The following is a 23,824-nucleotide window of genomic DNA, read 5'->3' as shown; positions in this document are numbered from 1 at the left end:
TATGCCCCAAATCAGTTATCCTGAAAAAGTGGATATGACCAATTGTGATAAGGAACCCATTCACATTATTGGCAAATCCCAGTCCCATGGCGTAATTGTAGCCTGTGATAAGGTTAGTCTTAATATTACTCAAATAGGAAGGAACTCTGAAGACTTCTTTGGAACCCCTTCTAAAGAACTGCTTTCTAAACCTTTAAGTTTTTTGATAGGAGAGGAAAGGACCAGCGAGCTTAAGCTTTTGAAAAATGAAGAAGAAAGGCCAGTAGTAAGGGAAGTGAAAATCAATGATAAGGAGTTTGTCATGATCCCTCATATTTCCGGCGACAGCCTTATTATTGATTTTGAACCTGCCCGAAGTGACTATAATCCTTATGAATACCAAAGACAGCTTACCAGTATCCTGAATATACTTGGTTCTTCGGAAACCCCAGAAGATCTGTGTGCAGATGCAGCTAAGATTACCAGGGATATCTTTGGCTACGATCGTGTAATGGTATATAAGTTTGATGAAGAATGGAATGGAGAGGTGATAGCCGAAGAAAAGGAAGAACATTTAGAAAGCTGGCTGGGATTGCATTACCCGGCTAGTGATATCCCGAGGCAATCCCGTGAGTTATTCATGAAGCACCGGGTTCGTATCATTTCCAATGTTAACTACGATCCCATACCCATAGAACCTGAAATTTCTCCGGTAAATGGGGAACCGCTGGATCTTTCAAAATCTGAACTACGTGGCGTTTCGCCAATACATATAGAATATCTTAAAAACATGAAGGTTGGGGCTTCGCTTACTGCAGCCTTAATAAGTAAGGGTAAGTTATGGGGACTGCTTGCCTGCCATCATTATTCTGCAAAATATATTAATTACTATCATCGGCAAACCTGTGAGTTCCTCACCCAGATATTTTCAAATGAACTTACTCTCAAGGAAACCAACAGGTATATTGGGAAACTTGAAGATTGGGAATCTATTAGAGGAGATCTGGTGACACAGATAGAGTCTGAAGGCAAGATTAAAAAGGGACTGGCAGAACAGAAGGTTCTTTTTACCGATTTGATGGATTGTAAAGGAGGAGCAATTATTCTCGATGGAAAAATGCGGTTGGTGGGAAATACTCCCTCAAAAAAACAGGTTAGGAAACTGGCTGAAAGCTTTCTTTCCAGGCAAGATGAATCAGTATACTTTACCAAGAACCTGGCTAAATTTTACGAGCCCGCCAGGGATTTTCTGGCTTCGGCCTCAGGAATTTTAAGTGTGAAACTGGGTAGGAGTAATAAAGACTTCCTTATGTGGTTCAGGCCAGAAGTGGTTCAGAATGTGAGCTGGGGAGGAAATCCAGATAAAAAAGCGAGTTTTGATGAAGAAAAACAACGGATGACACCGCGAAAGTCCTTTGAAAAATGGACTCAAAAGCTAACCGGTGTATCCGATCCCTGGTTAGATTATCAGATTAGCGCGGCCAAAGCCATAAGGGAGAGTTTGAGTAATATCATTCTTGAAAAACAAAAGCTGAAGATAGACAGGCTTAATAAACAGTTACTAGAAGCACATGATGAGCTTGAGCTTTTTAGTCAGGGACTGTCGCATGATCTTAAGGCTCCGTTAAGAGGAATAGACGGGTATGCCCATATTCTTAAGGAAGATCATTACGATAGCCTGGATAAGCCCGGACAACAAGCCGTGGATACTATCCTTAGTTCTGCAAAAGAAATGCAGGAGCTCATAGATAATATCCTTTCTTTTGCCGGTGTTTCCGGGCAAACAATGAATAGAGGCATCTTTTCTGTGAACCATTTGGTAGAAGACATCCTTCAGTCATTCAATATCAAAACAAATTATCCCAATACACGTATCATTATGGATAAAGAGATACCCAGAATGATGGCTGATAAAAGAATGATCATGCAGGTTTGGTCAAATCTTATTACGAATGCCCTTAAATATTCTGAAAAGGAAGAGAATCCAAAGATTGAAATTGGTGCAAAGGGTATAGAGGGTAGGACAACCTATTACGTTAAGGATAATGGAATAGGCTTTGATCCAAAACATAAAGAAGACATTTTTAACCTTTTTTCCAGGTTTTCAGGAGATGGGTATAAAGGAACCGGAATTGGTCTGGCTATAGTGAAAAAGATAATCGAAAAGCATAATGGTAGGATCTGGGCAGAAAGTGAACCCGGAGTAAGCACTACATTTTACTTTCATGTTTAACAGAACAAAATTGCCAGAAATTAGCCTTTGTAATATTTTCGTATTCCCGATTTCTGAATTAATTATCTAATGATCAAAACTTCCCTTCGCATATTATTAGTAGAAGATCTTGAAACAGATGTAAATCTAATTAAACGGCAGATCCGGAAGATAGTAGAAGACCCAGTTATAGAGGTTACCGATAATCTGGAGGATTGCCGGAAGCACCTTGTAAATTTTGCCCCGGATGTGGTGCTTTCAGATTATAATCTACCTAACTGTACTGGACTTGATGTGATGGAGCTGGTCAAGGATTTTGATAGTAACATTGAATTTATTTTTATAACTGGAACTATTCAAGATGAAGAACTTGCTGCAAATACCATTCTTAATGGCGCTTCCGGCTATATTCTGAAAAAACATATGAATAATCTGGCAGAAAAGCTTGAACCTTTTTTAAAAAAGGTGGTTGTAAATATGGTCGCCAGGGACGAATTAAGAGAGCGTATTAGAAATAATAAGATCACTGTGAACCAGATCTACGAGTATCTTGACCAGATAAATGCTGATAATGCAGAGCAGGTAGATAATATTAGAAAGATCAAGGAGGCCATGAACAGGTTTAAAATAGAGGATGATGCTGAATAGATTAAGAGAGGCTACGGCCGAATTGCATAAAAAACTGGAAGGTGAAAATCTTGCCAATAAAATCATGGACCATTCTATAAGTCCTGAAGAATATAAGTTATTGCTTTACCAGAACTTTATAGCCTATTCTGCGGTAGAAAGAAATCTTATTGAATTTATTCCCGGCCAGACCAGGGATAAATCTAATAGATTAAAGCAGGATCTGTCCAAAATGGGTGTGAACGATCTGGATGAATCCATATTTAAATTCAGGTGCGAGAATGAAGCCGAAGCGATTGGCGCAGCCTATGTTATTGAGGGTTCTGCCATGGGTGGAATGATCATAGGTAAAGAGGTGGAAAATTGCAGTTCCTTAAAACACTTGCCCCGGCAAACTTTCTTTACTGGCACCCGCGAGAGTATGAAAGGCTGGAATGAATTTCTTAAGTTTCTGCGATCCAGAGAATTCAGCGAAACTGAAAAGGAGCTGGCAGCTAACAAAGCCCGGGAAACATTTAAACTTTTTGAAAAGGCTTTTAATGTAGAATTTTCTAATTGTTAGAATTCTTTTTCCGCCTGATAATAAAACAAATTGGTTAAGTTTAGCTCCTAAATTTTTATTTATGCTCCTTTATCCAAGGCTTGTATTCTCCTTTTTTCTAGTCCTATCAGTTAACTTTCCCATTATCGCTCAGGGCGGCCGTATTCCGGTTCGTGCTGAAAATGCAATGGTATCAAGTAGTCATTATCTTGCTTCTGAAGCAGGGCGGGATATAATGGCGCGTGGAGGTTCTGCTGTGGATGCTTCTGTCACTACCGCTTTCGTTTTGGCGGTAACCTTGCCTTCCGCAGGTAATATTGGTGGAGGAGGTTTCCTGGTTTATCAGAGCGCTAACGGGGAATCGACCACTTTTAATTTCCGGGAGAAAGCCCCATTGGCTGCTACAAAGACTATGTATCTTGATGAGGAAGGGAAAATAAAGGATAATTCCAATCATGAAGGGATACTGGCAGTGGGGGTTCCGGGTACGGTAGCAGGTTTATACAAAGCTCATCAGAAGTATGGCAAGCTGAAATGGGCCGACCTTGTACAACCGGCAATTGAGATTGCTGAAAAAGGATTCCCCATAAGTCCTGAAATAGAAGGTTTTTCAACATGGTTGCTCCAAAATAAGGAAGTTTACCCTTCAACAGCCAGAATCTTTCTTAAGGATGAACAAACTGCTTTAAGATCAGGCGATACCTTAGTTCAGCAAGACCTGGCGGAAACGCTTAAGCGTATCAGGGATAAAGGATCTGATGGGTTCTATAAAGGAAAAACGGCTGGATTACTGACCGATTTCATGAAAGCTGAAGGAGGAATTATTACCCGGGAGGATCTTCGTAATTATGAAGCACAGGAACTGGATCCGATAAAGGGTTCTTACCGCGGCTATGAAATTATTAGTATGCCTCCACCAAGCTCCGGAGGCACGGTATTAATTGAAATGCTCAATATTCTTGAAGGTTTTGACCTGAGTAAAAAGGGGCATAATTCAGCGGAAAGCCTTCACCTTTTAACAGAAGCGATGAGAAGGGCCTATGCAGACCGAGCCTTGTTCCTGGGCGATCCTGATTTTAATGAGGCTATGCCCTTGGAAAAGTTGACTTCAAAAGAATATGCGGCAGATCTTCGCCAATCCATTGAACCACACAGAGCTTCAGTAAGTGATTCAGCAAATTTTTCAGAAGCTCATTTAATATATGAAAGTCCCCAAACCACGCATTTCTCAATAGTAGATCCTGAAGGGAATGCAGTTTCACTTACCTACACTCTGGAACAGTCCTATGGTTCTAAAATTGTTGTTGAAGGTGCAGGCTTTTTACTTAACAATGAAATGGGAGATTTTAATCCTATTCCGGGACATACCGATACCAGGGGATTGATAGGGACAGAACCTAATCAGATAGAGCCGGAAAAAAGAATGCTTTCCAGTATGAGCCCGACTATCGTTGCAAAAGAAGGAAGACCTGTTATGATCATTGGGTCTCCGGGAGGACGTACCATTATAAATACAGTGTTACAGGTTATTGTGAATGTTATAGATTATAATCTGAATATAGCTGAGGCCATAGAGTCACCTAGAATTCATCACCAGTGGTTACCCGATGTAACCCGGTTTGAGGATTGGGGATTTTCACCGGATACTAAAAGGATCTATCAGGAAATGGGACATGAAATTGAGCTGAGGTCTGTTCAGGGACAGGCGATGGGCATCTATATCGATAAGGAATCCGGGATGATATTTGGGGCTGCCGATAGTAGAAGCTATGATGGAAAGGCTGCCGGATACTAAAGCTTCACTTCTCTAAGTTCCCTCACTTCACCTGAATTCATATCGTCAAGTTTTTCATTGGCGATACGTACCCTTACGAGCCTTAGAGTAGGGAATCCCACAGCCGCCGTCATTTTCTTTACCTGGCGGAATTTACCTTCGGTTAGGGTGACACTAATCCAGGTTGTAGGCCCGTGCCTCTCGTCTCTAACCTTTTTTGTTCTTTCGGGAAAATCGGGGATATTAAAGAGCTTTTCAACCGTACATGGAAGGGTATGATAGATTTTGCCGTTGATGCTTATATCAACCCCCTCCTCAAGTTTCCTGATTGCTTCTTCAGTGATCTCTCCGTCCACCTGAACATAGTATTCCTTTTCTGAATCCCCCGCTGTGATCATAGTGCTAAGTTTTCCGTTGGTAGTTAACAGTAACAGGCCTTCTGAATCTTTGTCAAGTCTTCCTACAGCCATGGTGCCTTCCGGGAAATCGTACAGTTCTCCCAAAAGTTTATGTTTTCCGGGTTTCTTCTGATTGGTAATGAACTGGCTGAGGTAGCCGTAAGGTTTATATATCTTGAAATGTCTGTGCATAGCCCGAAAATAGAAAAAAAGAGGCTGTGTAAAAAGTTCTTTTCATCAGTCACCGCGAGGAACGAAGCAATCTTTGCATAATTGTATTCAAAAAACAGATTACTTCACTTCATTCGTAATGACACCTCGATTTGCTTTTTAAACAGTCTCTCTATTCAAAAGATCATTTAATCCATTCCGGGTTGAGTGATCTCAAAATTCTGCTCTTCCTTTTCCTTTGCCACCATCTCTTCAACTTCTTTTAGCAGTGCTTTTGAATCATAGATGATCCCGTCCTTAATGGTGTACTTAACTCCACCTACGCGAACCACCTTATTATCTTCAGTGAGTTTTATGGCCCCGGTCCCGTATAGTACCTTTAGATTCTGAAGCGGGTTTTCTTCCACGATCACAAAATCTGCCAGTTTACCGGGTTCAACAGTACCTAATTCATCATCCATTCCCAAAGCCTCTGCACCATTAAATGTAGCAGCTCTTATCACTTCAAGGGGATGAAAACCGGCCTCCCGGAGTAATTCGAGTTCTCTTATGTAGGCAAAACCGTAGAGCTGGAATATAAATCCGGAATCAGAGCCCGTTGTGACCCTTCCGCCACGGTTCTTATATTCGTTGACGAACTGCATCCAGATCCTGAAATTTTCCTTCCAGGCCACTTCTTCCTCAGTTCCCCAGTAATGCCAGTAGGAACCGTGGGATATTTTACTGGGTTGATAGAACTCCCATAAAGAGGGGAGGGTATAGGTCTCATGCCATTCGGCTCTTCGTGCCCGCATCAGATCCCGACTGGCTTCATAAATATTGAAAGTAGGGTCCAGGGTGAAATCAAGGGCCAGTAATGTATCCATGGTTTGCTTCCAGTGTTCCGAGTCCGGACCAGCGGCCTGAGCCCAGAGTTTCCCTGCTTCGGCAAACCTGTGCTGTTCATTAAGATAATTATAATCCAGCGGGTAGTCCTGTACGGTACGATCATCGAAAAGAGCTTCCGGGAGTCCGTACCAGTGTTCCATTGAAGTGAGGCCGGCTTTGGCAGAGTTAAGTACATTCCATCGTCCCACGCTCAACTGTGCATGGTGCATGGCCGAACCTTTGCCAAGCTTTGTGTTTTCATCCAGAGCGGCTTTCATTACAGCAGGTGAAGCTCCGAAGAATTTTATCCCATCGGCACCATTTTCAGCATTTTTTCTAACCCATTCCCGGGCTTCCTCAGTAGTGGTGATAGGTTCCTCTTCTCCTGAGCCAAAAACAGAGTAACTAATGATCCTGGGACCTGCCAGTTCCTTAGCCTTAATTTTTTTCTTCAGGTCGAGGGTCCAGTCAATACCAGGACCTCCCACTTCGCGAACAGTGGTAACTCCGTGAGCCAGCCAGAGATTGAAAACATATTCCGGGGTTGCTCCCTGTGCCTTTCCCCCAATATGAGTATGCATATCGATAAAACCGGGTAGGAGGTACATTCCGCTGGCATCAAGTTCTCGTCCGCCTTTTTTCAGCTTTGGTCTCTTAGATTGGTCTATTTTCACTCCTGGATACCCCACATTATGGATGCCTGTGATCTTATTGTTCTCCACGGTAATATCTACGGGACCCATTGGCGGAGCACCATTTCCGTTAATAAGTGTGACACCTCGTATGATGAGGTGGGGAAAGGGCCCTTCTCCTTTATTCTGACCAAATGATGCAGGTATATAAAATAAAAGAAGGGGAAGGAGAAAGTATATCTTTTTCATTTTGAGTATTAATTTATAATTAAACACCCCGAAATTTTTCGGGGTGAATATTGATTAATTATTTTCTGGCACCGGAAAACCACGATCCCTCATTAAAGCGTCTATCTTAGCATCCCTTCCACGGAATTTTTTATAGGCTTCTGCAGGATCCATCGCGTTTCTTGGCGCAAAAAGATATTTCACCAGTTTATGAGCCAGTTCCTTATCATAGAAACCACCCGGGGCATCTGCAAATGCCTCGGCAGCATCAGATGTAAGCACGTCTGCCCATAGATAACCATAATAGCCGGCAGCATATCCCTCCCCCGAGAATACATGCCCAAAGTGTGGTGTGCGGTGGCGCATCACGATCTCTTCCGGCATATTCAGTTCTTTCAGGGTTTCCTTTTCAAACTTATCAGGATCTATATTCTCCGGATCGGTGGTGTGATATTTCATATCCATGATAGCTGACGCCAGGAACTCTGTGGTAGCAAAGCCCTGGTTAAAGGTAGATGCTTTCTTAATCTTTTTTACCAGTGCATCAGGAATTACTTCATTCGTTTCATGATGTCTGAGGAACTGATTGATCACTTGATCTGTATATAACCATCTTTCCAGCAATTGTGACTGGAATTCAGTATAATCCCTAACTCCTCCATTCAGCGTTGGATATTTCACATTGGCAGAAAGGAAGTGGAGGGCGTGCCCGAATTCATGAAAGAAAGTCTCAGCATCGTCCCAGGAAACCAGAACGGGCTCACCTGGGGCTGGTTCTATAAAATTGGAGTTGTTTGAAGCCAGTACAGGTTTCTCTCCTTCCAGTTTTGTGTATGCACGATAGGTGGTAGCCCATGCTCCGGATCTTTTACCCTGTCTGGCATATGGGTCAAGATACCATAAGCCGATGATCTCTCCGGAATCCTTATCGGTCACCTCCCAGACTTTTACATCCTCATGGAATACCGGTACAGTCCCTTCTTCAACAGGGGTGAAATTGAAATTGAATAATTCTCCCGCTGTAAAGAATAAGGCCTGTGTGAGATTTCCCAATTCCAGGTATTGTTTTACCTCTTCACTGTCCAGATCATATTTTTCTTTCCTTACTTTTTCAGCATAGAAGCGATAATCCCAGGGTTTGATCGTGATATTGGCACCCTCAGCATCGGCAATCTTTTGCATATCGGCCACTTCTTCTTCCACTCTGGCAAGGGCAGCAGGCCAGACCTTCATCATAAGATCCATTGCATTTTCAGGATTTTTAGCCATCCTGTTCTGGAGTCTCCATTGGGCATAATTATCATAACCTAAAAGCTCTACGCGTTCATCCCGTAATTTAAGGATCTTTGAAATGATCTCGTTATTGTCAAATTCATCATTATTATCGCCACGGGAGTAATAATTTTTCCAAACTTTTTCACGGAGATCCCTTTCTGTAGAATAGGTTAGGAAAGGATCCATGGAAGACCTGGTATTGGTAACCGCATACTTTCCATCCTTCCCCCGGTCGGCAGCTGCTTTGGCAGCAGATTTTATATAGGATTCGGGAAGACCACCAAGCTGATCCTCTTCGAGATAGATCACATAGTTTTCTTCATCGGCAAGTACATTATTGGAAAACCTGGTATATAGTTCTGACAGTTCCTTATTTATTGCAGCATAGCGCTCCTTATCCTCTTCATTCAGGTTAGCGCCCTGCATGGCAAATTCTTCATAAATAAGCTCTATGGTTCGTTGCTCTGGTGCCGGTAGCGAATCTTCCTGAGCGTTCTCATAAACCGTTTTGATACGTTTAAAAAGTTCTGTATTCTGGCTGATCTTTGAATAGAACTCTGAGATCTCGGGGGCTAGTTCCTTTTGAACTTCCCTAAATTCAGGACTTGAAATATTACTGCTGTAAATACCATAGTAAACAAAGGCTCGTTCCAGTTCTTTTCCTGCTTCTTCCATCGGGACAATGGTATTCTCAAAACTTGGTTCCTCAGGGTTGCCGGCTATTTTATCTATTTCGGCAAGATGTAATTCCATGCCTTTCCTGATTGCAGGCTTCACAAGCTCTACTTTCATTTCGTCGAATGCGGGTACACCTTCATAAGGGCCGCTCCATTCTGATAATAAGGGATTACTCATTGATTCATTTTCATTTACAGTTTCGGGGCTGTTGTTACAGCCAAAAATAGAGACCAGTAATATAATACCCAGGTCTTTTCTTATTTGTATGTTCATTTTGTGATAGTGTTAAAGGTGGCCTGAATATACGAACATTTAGAATTTTGGAATCTGCTTTTTATTTGAAACCAGATATTAAATCAATAAAAAAGTACCCTGAGGTGATGAACCCGGGTACTTTCGTTAAAAAAGATACAGATGTGATGATTGATTGTTGAGATGTGATGATTGATGTTTGTTATCTAATGAAAATCCGGCACTCGGCTTTGACTAATTCAATCTGAGGTTTTTACTGTCCGGGTCTGGAAAGAACGTCTTTCAAGTTAAAAATCTGATTGATGAATGATTTCCCCGTCTTGCTCCTCAGTTTTAAATGCCGGATTTTCACCTGATAATCACTGTTTCTGCCAGCCTTCTAAGGATTAAACCGTAATACATACCCCTTGGCCGTTGTTTGATGTTAACTTTGATATGCGATTTCATGACTGATGAATTTTGATGATTGATGAATGATGATTTTTAATGAAATTAAATTCCGAATTTTCTCCGGTTATACCAGCAACTTCTTCCGTTTCCAGACCGTTGATTTAAAAAGGTTCTGTGATGAGTGAGGTTTCCGTCGTTTAAAGAACTAAAGTTTTCGATGATTTTTGAAAAAGCTGTCATGATGAAAAAAATTTGATTGATGAATGATGATTTTTAATGAAATTAGATTCCGAATTTTCTCCGGTTGTACCAGCAACTTCTTCCGTTTCCAGACCGTTGATTTAAAAAGGCTCTGTGATGAGTGAGATTGCCGTCGTTTAAAGAACTAAAGTTTTCGATGATTTTTGAAAAAGCTGTCATGATGAAAAATTTTGATTGATGAATGATGATTTATATATGGGGGTTTTATATTTCCAGGTTTTATATCCGGAACTAAATTTTTAATATTTTATGGGGGGATAAAAAGGGAGGTGAATTTCTGATACTAAAGTACTGGAAAGATGCTTGCTTGGAAAGGGGAATAATCCCCTTTTTGTCATATTAATAATAATAGTTTTTCCTCTTTAAATTTTACTTACCAGATTGAGTAGCAAGAATTTGTCTGGGAGAAATGCCATATTTAGCCTTAAATATTTTGGAAAAGTAACTACGGCTGGAAAGGCCTAATTCATAAACCACTTCACTTACATTCTTGTCGCCGGTAGTTAGAATGTTCAGAGCTTTTGTTAAACGAATGTCCCTTAGGTATTCATTTACGGTTTTGCCATAGATAACCTGAAAGGATTCCTGTAATTTATTAGAATTTATTCCTGCGATTTTAGCCAGATCATTTACCGTTCCCACCTTAGCTATATTGCAATTTATATATTCTACAACTCTTTCAACCGCCTGTATGTCACTTTCCCTTAGTGTTTTATTCTTAAATATTTGCTTTTCTCTTTTAAACCTGGAGAGCATATAGCTTAGTATCTCCAGAGATTTAGCACCTATAAAGTTGACCCTTGGAAACCCGTCTATTTCACAGTTTTTAATCTCCTTGATGGTTTCAGCAGTTTTTAGGCTAAAACTACCGGTTTTAGAGATCCTGTTCTTCCCTTTAGTATCACTAAAGATCTTATAAAACACGGGTTCTAATTGATTAAGATCGAATGAGAAATACCTCTGGAATTTGAGCCGGTCAATTTCCAGGTAGCACAAAGCGATTTCAGTATTCTTTTTAAAAACAAGGTTATGGGTTTCACCATCTTTTGGAGCTGCAATCAGAAACTGGTGATTTTCAATGGTTGTAAAGTCTTCATTATTATTAAAGTAGCTATCTACAGCACCTTCTATGCAGTAAAGAAACCTGATAGGTTTAATTGCAGGCAGGGAAACTTTAAATCTTAGATTTTCATAGAATTTGCAGTGATACGTATAGAGTCCCAATCCGTTGGGGAAATTAATGCCTCTTATTTCACCTTCTCCATTTTTATTAGGAACCTTTAATGTGTATTCTCCCAGGTGTTCACTGTGCTTGATCCCCAATTCATTAGCTAATTCAGGGATGAAATCATCAACATCATTTAAATCTAAATGATAGGTTTTCATTTCTTAGTTGCTTATATGTAGAAGTTAAAGCTGTTTAAATTTAAGACTTGATTAATGGTTTGGCATATAAGTATCAGTTAAACTTATACTAAATCATGTCGGATAAAAGTATAAAAACTGTAAATCAGTCAATTAGGGTGTTTTTCCCCTTTTCCTGTTTAATCTTAAAATCTACATTGAAGCTATAATTTTTATCCCCAAACGTTTGAATTTTCCTGAGAATTTTAACCAATCAAAATTTCAAGGTATGTGTTCTTTAATATTTTTTCTTAGATCGAGCCAGGTTTTTCTTAATTCCTTAATTGTATACATTTCTTTACTTGCGATTTTATCATGTAGTACTGATTCGGAAATGCAGATAACAGCCGATACAACTGCCGACCTTAATCTTAAAAAAACTGACAGTGAAAGTTTTATTATAATACTTTCAGATAAACCAGCAGCTGAAAATTCCAGAGCCAAGGAAGTTCTGGAAAACCTTGAAAATGAATTAGGTATACCAGAGAAATCTGTAGTCTATAAATATCAAAAAGTCTTGACAGGATTTTCAGCTAATTTAAGTAAACAAAAAGCTGAGGCACTAAGAAATAATCCTAATGTATCTCATGTGGTAAAAGATAAGGAGCTTAAGAATTTTTCCATCGAGAGTTCTCAGCAGGATTATCCTGTCTGGGGTTTGGACCGGATAGACCAGCGCGAGCCACAGCTGGACTATGTTTATAGCTATAATTCAACAGGAAAGGGGGTAACAGTTTATATAGTAGATACAGGCATTAACTATTCCCATGAAGAATTTGAGGGAAGGGCTAGCCTGGGTTATGATTTTGTCAAGGATAACGAATGGTTTAATAATGATCCCAGTCTTGAACCTGGGGGTGATTGTCATTGGCATGGAACACATGTCGCAGCTACAGTAGGAGGTAAGACAGTTGGAGTAGCTAAAGATGTAAACCTGGTATCTGTAAAGGTATTTGGTTGTGAGAATGGTACTCAAAACTCCGTATTATTAGCTGCAGTAGAATGGATAACCCTTAATGCCAAGAAGCCTGCAGTTGTAAATTTGAGCCTCGGGGATTACTATGAACCAGACATGGATCCAACCGAAGTTGCCATCAAAAATTCAATCGCTACAGGAATCCATTATGTGATCGCAGCTGGGAATAGTGCCTCGGACGCCTGTGAAATAAGTCCTGCCCGGATAGAACAGGCAATAACAGTAGCTGCTAGTGATATTAACAACGAAATGGCCTCTTTTTCAAGCTTTGGCAGTTGTGTAGACCTTTTTGCACCCGGAGTAGATATTTGGTCTGCCTATCATTTGAATGACAGTTCATTTCATCTGGGGCGTGGTACTTCAATGGCCGCACCGCATGTAGCAGGAATTGCTTCTTTGCTTTTGGAAGCTAACCCTAATTTAAAACCTAGCGAGACTCATGAAGCTATAGTTATGAATTCCACGGAGAATGCTATTAAGAATGTGCCAGAAGGTCCTAATCGTCTGGCTTACAGTCTTAATGAGGAGCCTGTGATTTTACCAGCTTCTCTTGACTTGGAAGTATTTGGTTACAAGGATAAGGGGAATTTGAGGTTTGGTCTTCCTTGAATTCATCTTTAGAAGCATATCTGGGAAAAGTACATATTTATATTGATGGAAAGTTAAGCTTTGAGACTGCAAATAATGGTAAATGGTTTTATAATCCAGGAGGAAAAATACCTGATTCTTTTCAGATATGTTTGACTGGAATTAATGATTGTTCGAACCAGGTTACTCCTATAATGGTAGATGACCCTATGCAGCTTCCTAACGAAGAACCATTTGCTAATTTTTCTAAGGACCAAAATGGACTGGAAGTCATATTCACCGATACAAGTAGGGATGAAGATGGCGAAATTGTAGCTTGGGAATGGAGTTTTAATGATGGAAATACATCTTACCTTCAAAATCCCGGTCATATTTTCCCAAATGAAGGCTGGTATTATGTTTCCTTGAAAGTAACAGACAATAGAGGGGGGACTGCCACAAAGGGGAGACACCTTTTAATTGAACAATTGCCTGATCCGGAACCAGTTAATCTTGAGCTCACTGTCCGAACCGTTAAACGGAGAGGTAATACAAGAGCGATTCTTTCATGGACCCCATCCGGGACTTCTGAGAGTATCGAGATATATAATAATAATGAAATGTCACTATCCTTAAATGATGGATCCCAGGAAATAAATCTGGGAAAAGGAGGCGGGATAGCATCATTTAAGGTTTGTATTACTGAAACCTCATATTGTTCTAATGAAGTAATTGTGGAGTTTTAAGTCATTTTTTATAGTAAATTCGGATCTTACCTGGTTTGGAACAATTGATATAATTCCTGAAAGCCAAAAGTAGAAACCGCATATTCCACATCATAATTGATAAGAAGTTGAACATATAATTCTTAATTATCCCGGTTACTAATCTAACCGGGATTATCCATTTACGGCATTTCTCCCCTGTTTTTATACTTGAAATATCCCTTTTTAAGGGACTAATGCTGGGTTTAATATCCGCACTGCTTGTCAGGGGTTTAATTAAGCCATTTATTTTCAGAAGCTATTGGCAAGTCGATTATTTTTCTTTTTTGGTAAATGAATTTATGAACATCAGTCTTTATTGAACAGGTCATTCTTTTTTCAAATTAAAGAATAGCTTCAACTTGAAGAACGGGGTTATTTGCATATTGGATCTCCGTGACCAATTTAGTGTGATTTGAATGCCATGTTTAACTCTACTTCCTTAAATTTGCCGGTTCATAATTAAAAGAACTACACTATTGTTTTCTTTATAAAATCAACTTATGAACCATAAGATTTTCTGGCTTTTAATAATTTTTATTTCCGGCAACTGCTATTCACAAAATAATTTTAATGCACGTATTATAGATGGAGAAACGAATACTCCTCTCCAGGGGGCTAATGCTGTGGTTAAAGGCAGCAATCTTGGTGATACCGCCAATGATGAAGGTTTGATTGAAATCAACGGTATTGCAGATGGAGAAAAGACTATAATTTTCAGCTATATAGGTTTTGAAACTCTTGAAACCAGTTATAATTTCCCACTTTCAGATGAAGATATTAAAACTATCTATTTGTATCCGGCTGGTGAACAAATGGATGCGGTCTTTATCTCTTCCACACGTTCCCGACGCACCATTGCAGATCTTCCAACAAGAGTGGAAGTGATTTCGGGTGAAGAACTGGGGGAAAAAGGAAATATGAAGCCCGGTGATATCCGGATGCTCCTGAATGAGACCACAGGGATCCAGACCCAGCAAACATCAGCCACTTCGTATAATTCGAGCATTAGAATACAGGGACTTGACGGGAAATATACTCAGTTATTAAAAGACGGGTATCCCTTATATTCCGGGTTTTCAGGCGGCCTCAGTCTTCTTCAGATCGTACCTTTGGACCTAAGGCAGGTGGAAGTGATAAAAGGTGCTTCTTCAACATTATATGGAGGCGGAGCCATCGCCGGACTTGTTAACCTTGTTTCGAAGACGCCTACAGACGAGGAAGAACTTAACCTGTTATTGAACGGGACCTCTGCTCTTGGTCTTGATGCAAGTGCCTTTTACTCCAACAAATTTGGAAAACTGGGCACCACGGTTTTTGCTTCTTATAATATTGGAACCCCTTATGACCCCGCCGATATTGGTCTAACAGCCATTCCGGAGTTTGACAGGTATACTTTGAATCCCAGGTTTTTCTATTATCCCAGTGAGAATGCTACTCTGGATCTGGGGGTAAATGCCGTGATAGAAGAACGAACAGGAGGAAATATCGAATTCATTGAAAATGATGGGGGAGTAGAGGATCCTTATTTTGAAAAGAACAATACCCAGAGAATTACAACCCGTGCTGGCTATGAGCAGCATTTTGAGAATGGCGCCAGTCTGAATATAAAAAACAGTTTTAGCTTTTTTGAGAGAAAGATCCGCATTCCGGATTTTGTATTTTCCGGAGATCAGTTCGCCTCTTTTAACGAAATCACCTATGCTTTTGGAGACAGGGAGTCAGAATGGATTGCAGGAGCCAATCTTTGGGTAGATAGCTTTAACGAAGATGAGAATCCTGAATCCCGGGGAGTAGATTATAACCATCTTACCTATGGAGCCTTTTTACAGAATAACTGGAAGGTTTCAGAACTTTTGAGCCTGGAAACCGGATTAAGACTGGATCACCAGAACGATTATGGTACTTTTTTACTACCCAGATTATCGGCAATGTTTAGTATTTCTGAAAGCTTTACTGCAAGACTTGGAGGGGGGCTTGGCTATAAAACGCCTTCCATCTTTACGGAAGATGCCGAAAGAATCCAGTTTCAGAATGTACTCCCTGTAGATGTTTCAGAAACTGAAGCGGAGCGTTCCTACGGAGCTAATTTCGATATGAATTATCGAACTGAACTGTTTGAAACCATTGATTTCAGCCTTAACACACTTTTCTTCTACACCCGTGTAGACGACCCCCTTATTCTTACAAATACCATGGGAGAGAATTTTGAATATTTACAGCCTGAAGGATATCTGGACACTAAGGGAGTTGAAACAAATGTGAGATTATCTTACAAGAATTTTAAATTATTTGTTGGACATACACTGGCTGATGTAAATCAACATTATGGAGATGAAACTTCAGAAATGCCCCTGGTAGCCCAAAACAGGCTGAACAATGTTCTGGTCTATGAGATAGAAGATAAACTCGTGATCGGTCTGGAGGGGTACTATTTTGGTCCTCAGAAGCTTGGGGATGGTACAACTGGTGATAATTACTGGATCTTCGGGTTGATGAGCGAGATGAAATGGGAAAGATTCTCATTATTCCTGAATTTCGAGAATTTTACAGATACACGCCAAACCAGGTTTGACTCAATCTATACTGGTTCGATTTCCAACCCTCAGTTTAAAGATATATACGCTCCGGTTGACGGATTTGTTATTAATGGTGGAATTAAGCTACAGGTTTTATAAATGATGGGTTTTTTCACCAAATTTGCGACTTCAATTTTGATCTATGTGGAAAGCTGCAATTGAAGCTATACAGAATAACGATAAAGACTGGATAAATAATAACCACCTGGCTTTCCGAAGTTTTTTCAGGGAAGAAAATACACTGGAAAAAGGAAAGCTCGGGAAAAAAGCTTTGGATCTGCATTACAAGGAAAGGCTTTTCAAGATGTTCATTGAAAATTCACTGGGCGGACTTGAACTTGATCTTAAAACAGGTGCAAAGTGGATAGAAAACGCTTCCCATCTTGATGGTAACTGGGGCTGGCTGCTGGCAATAGGAGTAGGGGGAGGATATTTTACCCATTATCTTGAAGAAGATTTAAGGGAGTCCTTTTTTAAACCTGAAAACGCATTGATCGCGGGTAGCGGAAAACCTGTAGGCAAGGCTGAAAAAGAAAAAGACCTGTGGAAGGTGAATGGTAGCTGGGATTATTGCAGCGGGAGTGAACAGGCTTCTCTTTTTACTGCTGTCACCCAGAAAGATGGCCGTATTACAGCCATGGTATTACCTAAGGACCAGGTGAAAATTGAAAGGAACTGGAATGCCATAGGACTCAAACTTACCTGTAGTCATAGGATAATTGCTGAAAACGTTCAGATCACGGAAGATCATTTTTTTGATCTTTCTCAGTCGCCGGCCAGTTCGGAATATCCTTTAAGCAGTTACCCTTTTGATCTTTTCGCACGTGTATGTTTTGTTCCTGTGGTCCTTGGAATTAGTAAAAGCCTTTGGCTGGAGGTTCAGAAAATAGTTGACCGTAAGATGAATATCTGGAAACAATATCAGCCGGAAAAGTATCATAAAATCCAGCATTTGATATCTGAGTTTGAAAAGGAGCTGGATAAATTGTCCAATGCTTTCTATGCAGCTGTTGAAAGAAGCTGGAAGGGCCATTTAAATAAACGGGATGCTCATATAAGTGCGGTACAAAAATACAGTCTGGAATTGAGCCATTTCTGTTATAATAAGACTTCCAGGATCGTTCCGCTACTGGGAATGGAAGTGATGGAGCTGGATCACCCCGTTCAGGTCTGCTGGCAGGATCTTCAAACTGCCTACCAGCATATGGTTTTCAGGGATTATTAATCTCAGGTAAGCTCTTTTCTTAGAACTACAAGCGGCGGACTTTTAATTACGCTTATACTGTTACCGAGACCTATTGCCATTACGAGCAGTGTAATTCCCGGAAATAAGACAAGGAAGGGTATCCACGATGGAACAAATGAAGTCTCAAATACTAGCCATCCCAGTAACTGACTACTTATAAGGGATAAAAGTATTCCTGAAAGTCCGCCTAAAATTCCCAGGTATAAATATTCCAGAGCCAGGATCTTAAGTATCTGGTCACTTCTGGCTCCGATGGTCCTTAACAAAACACTCTCCTTAATACGCTGATATTTGCTCGTTCTTACGGCACCAATAAGTACAATGATCCCTGTAAGTATACTAAAGAAAGCCATGAAATTAATAAGCCATGAGATCCTGGTAAGTATCTTTTCTATAAGGCTTAAGACCTGTCTAAGGTCTATGATGGTAACATTTGGAAAATTGGCCACCAGTGCCTGCTGCAGGGAGGCTGAACTTGCTTCATCAGGAACTTTAGTGGTGAGTACCCTGAATTGTGGTGCATCCTCCAGCACTTCTGTTGGAAATACTATAGAAAAATTCAGTTGCATCCGGCTCCAGTCTACTGTTCGAATGCTTCCTACAATGGTTTTTAGGATCACTCCCTGTACATTGAAGCTTACTTCGTCGCCTACACTCACCTTTGCGTCTTCAGCGAAATTGTCGCTTACCGAAATCGGAACCAGCCCGTTTTCGGGCCTTTTTCCTATCCATTCTCCCTGTTCCAGAACTTCCGAAGAAATAAGTGTATCTCTGTAAGTGGTTCGGAACTCGTGGTTAAGTACCCAGCCATTTACTCTGGAAGTTGTATCATTTCTTATCTCGTTTACCGATTTTCCCTGTATACTTTGAACCCTCATGGTTACAATGGGAATGTTTTCAAGCACCGATAGTTCCTGACTATTTATAGTCTCCTCAACATTTTCACTTTGCTCAGACTGTACATCCAGCAGGATCATATTCGGACTATTGGACTGATCTTCCAGAGAAGCCTGGGCCAGTAGCAGGTCTTTTGTGAAATAAAGCGTGCTTATTAAGAATGTTCCAATTCCAATTGCAAGAACAAGTATCAGGGTTTGATTCTGTGGCCTGAAAAGATTTAAAAGGCTTTGCCGGGGAACAAATCCCCAGCTGGATGGGAAATATTTCTTTATCATTTTCATGAAAAGATTGGCTACGCCGGCCAATAGGGAAAATGATACTATGATACCAATAACGAATGAAATGGAATACTCCCAGTCTTCCAGTAACCAGTAGGAGAACAGAAATATAAATAGGAAAATACCCGAGAGCACAAGCAAACCAGCCTTTTTAGATCTTGCCGGACTGGCATCCTGCACCCTTAAAGTATGAAGTGGAGAAACATACAGTGTTCCTATCAAAGGGTACATGGCGAACAGAACAGACATAAAAATCCCCAGCAATATCCCCATGAAAATTACCCTGGGAGCGAATGAGATCTCCACATCTACGGGTATAAAGTCTTGTAAGATCAGCGGAAATAGCTGCTGGAGAATCAATCCCAGGCCTGTTCCAATGATACCTCCCAAAAGACCGATCATCGAGATCTGTAGAAGATAGATCAGAAAGGTTTGTCGCTTTGTGGCTCCAATACACTTTAATACAGCTATGGATTTCAGTTTCTCCTTAATATAGATATGGATGGCACTGGCAATTCCAACGCAGCCAAGCAAAAGGGCTATAAAGGCTACAAGATTAAGGAATTTACCGAAATTCTCATACCGCCGTCCCATTCTTTCACTGGTGGAAGTATGGGTATCCAGGTCTGCATCATTCGCATCCAGCATGGGATCCAGTTGCTCATCAAATTTTTCCATATCCAGTTTAGGATCGGCCAGGAAATAATATTTATAGGTGATGCGGCTACCCGTTTGCACCAGACCGGTTTTTTCAATGAATTTATATGGAATAAGGACCGGGGGAGCTACAGAACTGAAGACAGCCGAACTTCCGGGAACCGATTTCAAAGCGCCGATTACCGGCAAGCTGATATCTCCGATTTTAATTTTATCACCTGGGGCAATTCCCAGCTGAAGCATTACGGTGGCGTCCAGAAGAGCGCCTTCTTTTTCCTGATATTCTGAAGCAGCGCTTACCGGTTGCGTCTCAAGTTCTCCATAGAAAGGGAAATCACCCTCAATTCCACGAACCTGTACCAGTTTTGTCCCATCTTTTCCCGGGAATGCAGCCATAGATGCAAAGCTGATCTCTTTTCCTTCTGGACCTCCCAGAGAATCTATTATAAAGGACACCCTCTCATTCGGTGTTTTGTCACTGTCAATAATATAATCAGCCCCCATCAGGGCTTTAGACTGAAGGGAGATGTTCTTTTTAAGATTATTGCTAAATGACTGAATGGAAACCACTGCTGCGATTCCAAGAACTATGGAAGCCATAAAAAGGATCAGTTTCCTGCTGCTGGCCTTTCCATCCCGCAATGCCATTTTCATGAGCCAGGAAAACCCTGCTTTATTTGAACTATTGTGATCCTCCATTTTATTTATACTTTCCGGGTTTCAAGTATTCTTCCTCCTTTGAGCCTGAGTATTCGCTGGGTTTTTTGAGCCAGTTCCAGGTCATGGGTTACGATCACCAGAGTGGTACCCGATTCTTTATTAAGTTCGATGAGCAGGTCAACTACTTTTTTTCCTGTCTCTTCATCCAGATTTCCCGTGGGCTCATCAGCAAAAAGGATTTCCGGCTTATTGCAAAATGCTCTTGCCAGGGCGACTCTTTGCTGTTCTCCTCCAGACAGTTGCGAAGGGTAGTGGTCAAAACGATCTCCAAGCCCAACTTTTACCAAAAGTTCCTTTCCTATTTTCACAGCGTCTTTATCTCCACGTAACTCCAGCGGAACTGCAACGTTTTCCAGGGCTGTTAAAGTGGGGATCAGTTGAAAATCCTGGAATACAAAACCAACTTTTCTGTTTCTTAATAGTGCTCGCTGATCTTCATTAAGATCATTGAGCCGGGTGCCACAAAGTTCAATGTCCCCGGAGTCGGCCTCATCCAGGCCTGCGCATAACCCCAGTAAAGTGGTTTTTCCACTTCCTGAAGGGCCAACTATGGCAAAGGTTTCCTTTTCATCAATATCAAAATTGATATCCTGTAGTACAGTTAACTTTTTTGAACCGCTGGAATAGCTTTTCTTTAAGTTTTGTACGTTTAATATCTTTGCCATCTTTCGTTTTTGTTTTTTTTTCTTTTTTTACTGGAACAAAATAATGAAATGATTTTGATTTAATTACCTGTGTTATGAGAAGCTTATTAGTTGTTTGGTCTTTACTGTTTATTTTTCTTTCCTCATGTGGAAATAATGAGAAAAAGAAAGGAGAGGAAGAGAGTAGTGATAAGGAGGTCGTTAAGCAGGAAGAAAAACAACAGGATAAAGGAGTTATTCTTTTTTTTGGGAATAGTCTTACCGCAGGATATGGACTCGAACCAAATGAAGCCTTTCCGGCTCTTATTCAGAAGAGGATAGATTCTCTTGGATTGTCATACGAAGTGGTTAATGCGGGGCTTAGTGGTGAAACTACGGCAAGTGGAAAGAACAGGGTAGAATGGGTGTTGAATCAGGATGTTGATGTTTTTGTTCTTGAACTGGGAGCCAATGATGGTCTCAGGGGAATTCCTCTTGACGAAACAAGAAAAAACCTTCAGGAGATAATCGATATTGTAAGGGAAAAGAATCCAGGGGCCGAGATCGTACTTGCAGGAATGCAGATCCCTCCGAATATGGGTCCGGAATACACTTCAGAATTTCGTAATATCTTTCCAGAACTGGCAGAAAAGAATGAAATTTCGCTTATTCCTTTTTTGCTCGAAGATGTGGCGGGCATTCCTGAACTCAATCAGGGAGACGGCATTCATCCAACGGTAGAAGGACAGGAGATAGTGGCAAACAATGTTTGGGAGGTTTTAAAAGCTATTTTAGAAGATCCCAAATCTTAGGCTGTTTTTGCTATAACCTTATTATTTATCATATTTTTTTATCTGATTTTCACACGCCAGAGAATAAATGCTCTATTGCTGAAATTTAGAGAGTTCTTTGGCTGTTTTTTGCAGTTATTTTGAATGAAATTATCTTATTGTGGCGTTTTTCTTCTTAAGACGGCTCATTTATATGTAACATTTCATATAAACCCCTACTTATAATATAATTCGGAAAATCCGATGAATTTTTCTTATTTTAGGAAACTACTATTTACACCTTATTAATCATCGAAATCAATTTTTAATTGCAAATGAATTTCACTTCGTAATTCATCTTTTGAAAAACGATTCGCAAACTTAAACTTTTATGCAAAGAAGAGAATTTGTTCAGCTCGCAGGATTAGGTGCCGGAGCATTGATTTTACCCATGAGTATGATGGGGAATGAAATTCCGGTGGAAGCACTTCTGGATCCAGGTATGGACGTAGCCATGAAGAAAAAACTCGCCGATGTTGCTTTAAATACAGCGAAGTCCCTTGGGGCCAGTTATGCCGATGCAAGAATTGGTAGATATCTAAATCAATATGTTTTTACAAGGGAAGATAAAGTCCAGAATACTGTAAATACCGAATCCTTTGGGATAGGAATCAGAGTAATTGCCGATGGAACCTGGGGATTTGCTTCTACCAATGAGGTAAATGAAGAGGGTATCAAGAAAGCCACCCAACAGGCTGTGGCGATTGCCAGGGCTAATTCTAGTATTCAAAAAGAGCCGGTTGTTCTTGCTCCGGTTAAATCTCATGGTGAAGTCTCATGGAAAACACCCATTAAGAAGGATTTTAAGGAGGTTCCTGTTTCTGAAAAAGTAGATCTTTTGTTGAGCGCGAATGCGGCAGCAATGGACAATGGTGCCAACTTTGTAAATTCCGCTCTGTTCATGGTAAATGAACAAAAGTATTTCGCTTCAACTGAAGGTTCTTATATAGATCAGGATGTACACCGAATTTGGCCAACATTTGGAGTAACTGCAATTGACAGAGAAGCTGGAAAATTCAAATCCAGGGATGCCTTAAGCGCTCCAATGGGAATGGGTTATGAATATATGGACGGACTTGCTTCGGAAAAAGTTGAAGGGCCTAATGGTCTAATTCTTTACCGTAACAGTTATGACATGATTGAAGATGCTAAAAATGCGGCGCTTCAGGCCAAAGAGAAATTAACGGCGAAATCTGTTGACCCGGGGAAATATGATCTTGCTTTAGAGCCAAATCATTTAGGACTTACTATTCATGAGTCTGTTGGACATCCACTGGAACTGGACAGGGTACTGGGTTATGAAGCAAACTACGCCGGAACCAGTTTTGCAACTTTGGATAAATGGAAATCCGGCGACTTTAAATATGGTAGTGATATTGTAAATCTCGTTGCAGATAAAACCCAGCCTCATAGTTTAGGTGCCGTTGGTTATGACGATGAAGGGGTTAAGACAAAAAAATGGGATCTGGTACGAAACGGAGTGCTTACTAACTATCAGGCAATTCGCGATCAGGTCCATATAATCGATCAGAATGAATCTCATGGGTGCTGTTATTCTGAAAGCTGGAACGATGTACAGTTCCAGAGAATGCCTAATGTTTCCCTGGAACCGGGAAAAGAGAAATATTCAATTCATGATATGGTAAAGGATATTGAAAAAGGAATCTACATAGCCGGTAGAGGCTCCTATTCAATCGATCAGCAACGATATAATTTCCAGTTTGGAGGAACTCTATTCTACGAAATTAAGGATGGAGAGATTGCAGGTATGCTTGATGATGTAGCATATCAGTCCAATACTCAGGAATTCTGGAATTCCTGTACAAAGATTTGCGATAAGGATGATTACAGGATGTTTGGATCCTTCTTTGATGGAAAGGGGCAGCCTCCACAGGTTAGTGCCGTTTCACATGGTTGTTCTACAGCTAGGTTTGATGATGTAAATGTTATTAACACAGGTAGAACGGTTTAAAAATTTAATTTAAGAATATAATC

16 protein-coding genes are annotated in these 23,824 nt (G+C 40.6%); 10 read left to right on the top strand and 6 right to left on the bottom strand.

Annotated elements, in window-relative coordinates; all coding sequences use genetic code 11:
* The first annotated feature begins 1 nt into the window (after nt 1).
* The 4 genes from LU635_RS01975 (at nt 2) to ggt (ending at nt 5,154) form a co-directional block, all read left to right on the top strand.
* A complete protein-coding gene (locus tag LU635_RS01975; protein WP_240095650.1) occupies nt 2-2,212 on the top strand; it encodes an ATP-binding protein in 2,211 nt (736 codons plus the stop codon).
* Nucleotides 2,213-2,281: 69 nt separating this feature from the next.
* Nucleotides 2,282-2,839: a response regulator transcription factor gene (locus LU635_RS01970; RefSeq protein WP_240095648.1), complete on the top strand. Its 558-nt coding sequence runs from the start codon at nt 2,282-2,284 to the stop codon at nt 2,837-2,839.
* Entirely contained in the window at nt 2,829-3,380 is a 552-nt protein-coding gene (locus tag LU635_RS01965) for a biliverdin-producing heme oxygenase (protein WP_240095646.1), read from the top strand. Before LU635_RS01970 ends, LU635_RS01965 begins: the two co-directional genes overlap by 11 nt.
* Before the next feature lie 61 nt (nt 3,381-3,441).
* The gene (gene ggt, locus LU635_RS01960; protein WP_240095644.1) at nt 3,442-5,154 is read left to right on the top strand and encodes a gamma-glutamyltransferase; all 1,713 of its coding nucleotides are present in this window, start codon (nt 3,442-3,444) and stop codon (nt 5,152-5,154) included.
* Here ggt and LU635_RS01955 read toward each other — a convergent pair.
* The 4 genes from LU635_RS01955 to LU635_RS01940 all read right to left on the bottom strand — a co-directional run bounded on the left by LU635_RS01955 (nt 5,151) and on the right by LU635_RS01940 (nt 11,671).
* Nucleotides 5,151-5,723, bottom strand: a complete 573-nt coding sequence (locus LU635_RS01955; protein WP_240095642.1) for a pseudouridine synthase — start codon at nt 5,721-5,723, stop codon at nt 5,151-5,153. The two genes, ggt and LU635_RS01955, sit on opposite strands and share 4 nt — an antisense overlap.
* Before the next feature lie 167 nt (nt 5,724-5,890).
* Nucleotides 5,891-7,450 carry an amidohydrolase family protein gene (locus LU635_RS01950; protein ID WP_240095640.1) on the bottom strand — a complete coding sequence of 520 codons (1,560 nt, stop codon included), beginning with the start codon at nt 7,448-7,450 and terminating at the stop codon, nt 5,891-5,893.
* Nucleotides 7,451-7,504: 54 nt separating this feature from the next.
* Nucleotides 7,505-9,655 (bottom strand): M3 family metallopeptidase, encoded by a 2,151-nt coding sequence (locus LU635_RS01945; protein WP_240095638.1) that lies wholly within the window; start codon nt 9,653-9,655, stop codon nt 7,505-7,507.
* Between the two features lie 999 nt (nt 9,656-10,654).
* Nucleotides 10,655-11,671, bottom strand: coding sequence for a helix-turn-helix domain-containing protein (locus LU635_RS01940; RefSeq protein ID WP_240095636.1), 1,017 nt, complete (start codon nt 11,669-11,671; stop codon nt 10,655-10,657).
* 352 nt (nt 11,672-12,023) lie between these two features.
* On the opposite strand from LU635_RS01940, the gene LU635_RS01935 reads away from it, so the two are divergent.
* From LU635_RS01935 to LU635_RS01920, 4 genes are all read left to right on the top strand, one after another.
* Nucleotides 12,024-13,274 carry a S8 family peptidase gene (locus tag LU635_RS01935; protein WP_240095634.1) on the top strand — a complete coding sequence of 417 codons (1,251 nt, stop codon included), beginning with the start codon at nt 12,024-12,026 and terminating at the stop codon, nt 13,272-13,274.
* Nucleotides 13,271-13,978: a PKD domain-containing protein gene (locus LU635_RS01930; protein WP_240095632.1), complete on the top strand. Its 708-nt coding sequence runs from the start codon at nt 13,271-13,273 to the stop codon at nt 13,976-13,978. Before LU635_RS01935 ends, LU635_RS01930 begins: the two co-directional genes overlap by 4 nt.
* A gap of 521 nt (nt 13,979-14,499) precedes the next feature.
* Nucleotides 14,500-16,674: a TonB-dependent receptor gene (locus LU635_RS01925; RefSeq protein ID WP_240095630.1), complete on the top strand. Its 2,175-nt coding sequence runs from the start codon at nt 14,500-14,502 to the stop codon at nt 16,672-16,674.
* Between the two features lie 43 nt (nt 16,675-16,717).
* Nucleotides 16,718-17,800 (top strand): acyl-CoA dehydrogenase family protein, encoded by a 1,083-nt coding sequence (locus tag LU635_RS01920; RefSeq protein WP_240095628.1) that lies wholly within the window; start codon nt 16,718-16,720, stop codon nt 17,798-17,800.
* A gap of 2 nt (nt 17,801-17,802) precedes the next feature.
* Here LU635_RS01920 and LU635_RS01915 read toward each other — a convergent pair whose 3' ends face one another.
* A complete protein-coding gene (locus tag LU635_RS01915) occupies nt 17,803-20,355 on the bottom strand; it encodes an ABC transporter permease (protein ID WP_240095626.1) in 2,553 nt (850 codons plus the stop codon).
* Between the two features lie 5 nt (nt 20,356-20,360).
* The gene (locus LU635_RS01910; RefSeq protein WP_240095624.1) at nt 20,361-21,041 is read right to left on the bottom strand and encodes an ABC transporter ATP-binding protein; all 681 of its coding nucleotides are present in this window, start codon (nt 21,039-21,041) and stop codon (nt 20,361-20,363) included.
* A 74-nt stretch (nt 21,042-21,115) separates the two neighbouring features.
* Between LU635_RS01910 and LU635_RS01905 the strand changes: the two genes are divergently transcribed.
* Together LU635_RS01905 and LU635_RS01900 are read left to right on the top strand one after the other, a co-directional pair.
* On the top strand, nt 21,116-21,811 hold the full coding sequence (locus LU635_RS01905) for an arylesterase (RefSeq protein WP_240095622.1): 696 nt from the start codon (nt 21,116-21,118) through the stop codon (nt 21,809-21,811).
* A gap of 349 nt (nt 21,812-22,160) precedes the next feature.
* Nucleotides 22,161-23,801 (top strand): TldD/PmbA family protein, encoded by a 1,641-nt coding sequence (locus LU635_RS01900; protein WP_240095620.1) that lies wholly within the window; start codon nt 22,161-22,163, stop codon nt 23,799-23,801.
* Nucleotides 23,802-23,824 lie beyond the last annotated feature (23 nt).

Source organism: Christiangramia crocea (assembly GCF_022410465.1).
Lineage (GTDB): Bacteria > Bacteroidota > Bacteroidia > Flavobacteriales > Flavobacteriaceae > Christiangramia > Christiangramia crocea.
Note: the sequence above shows the minus strand (reverse complement) of the source record. Positions and strands in the feature narration are given on the sequence as shown.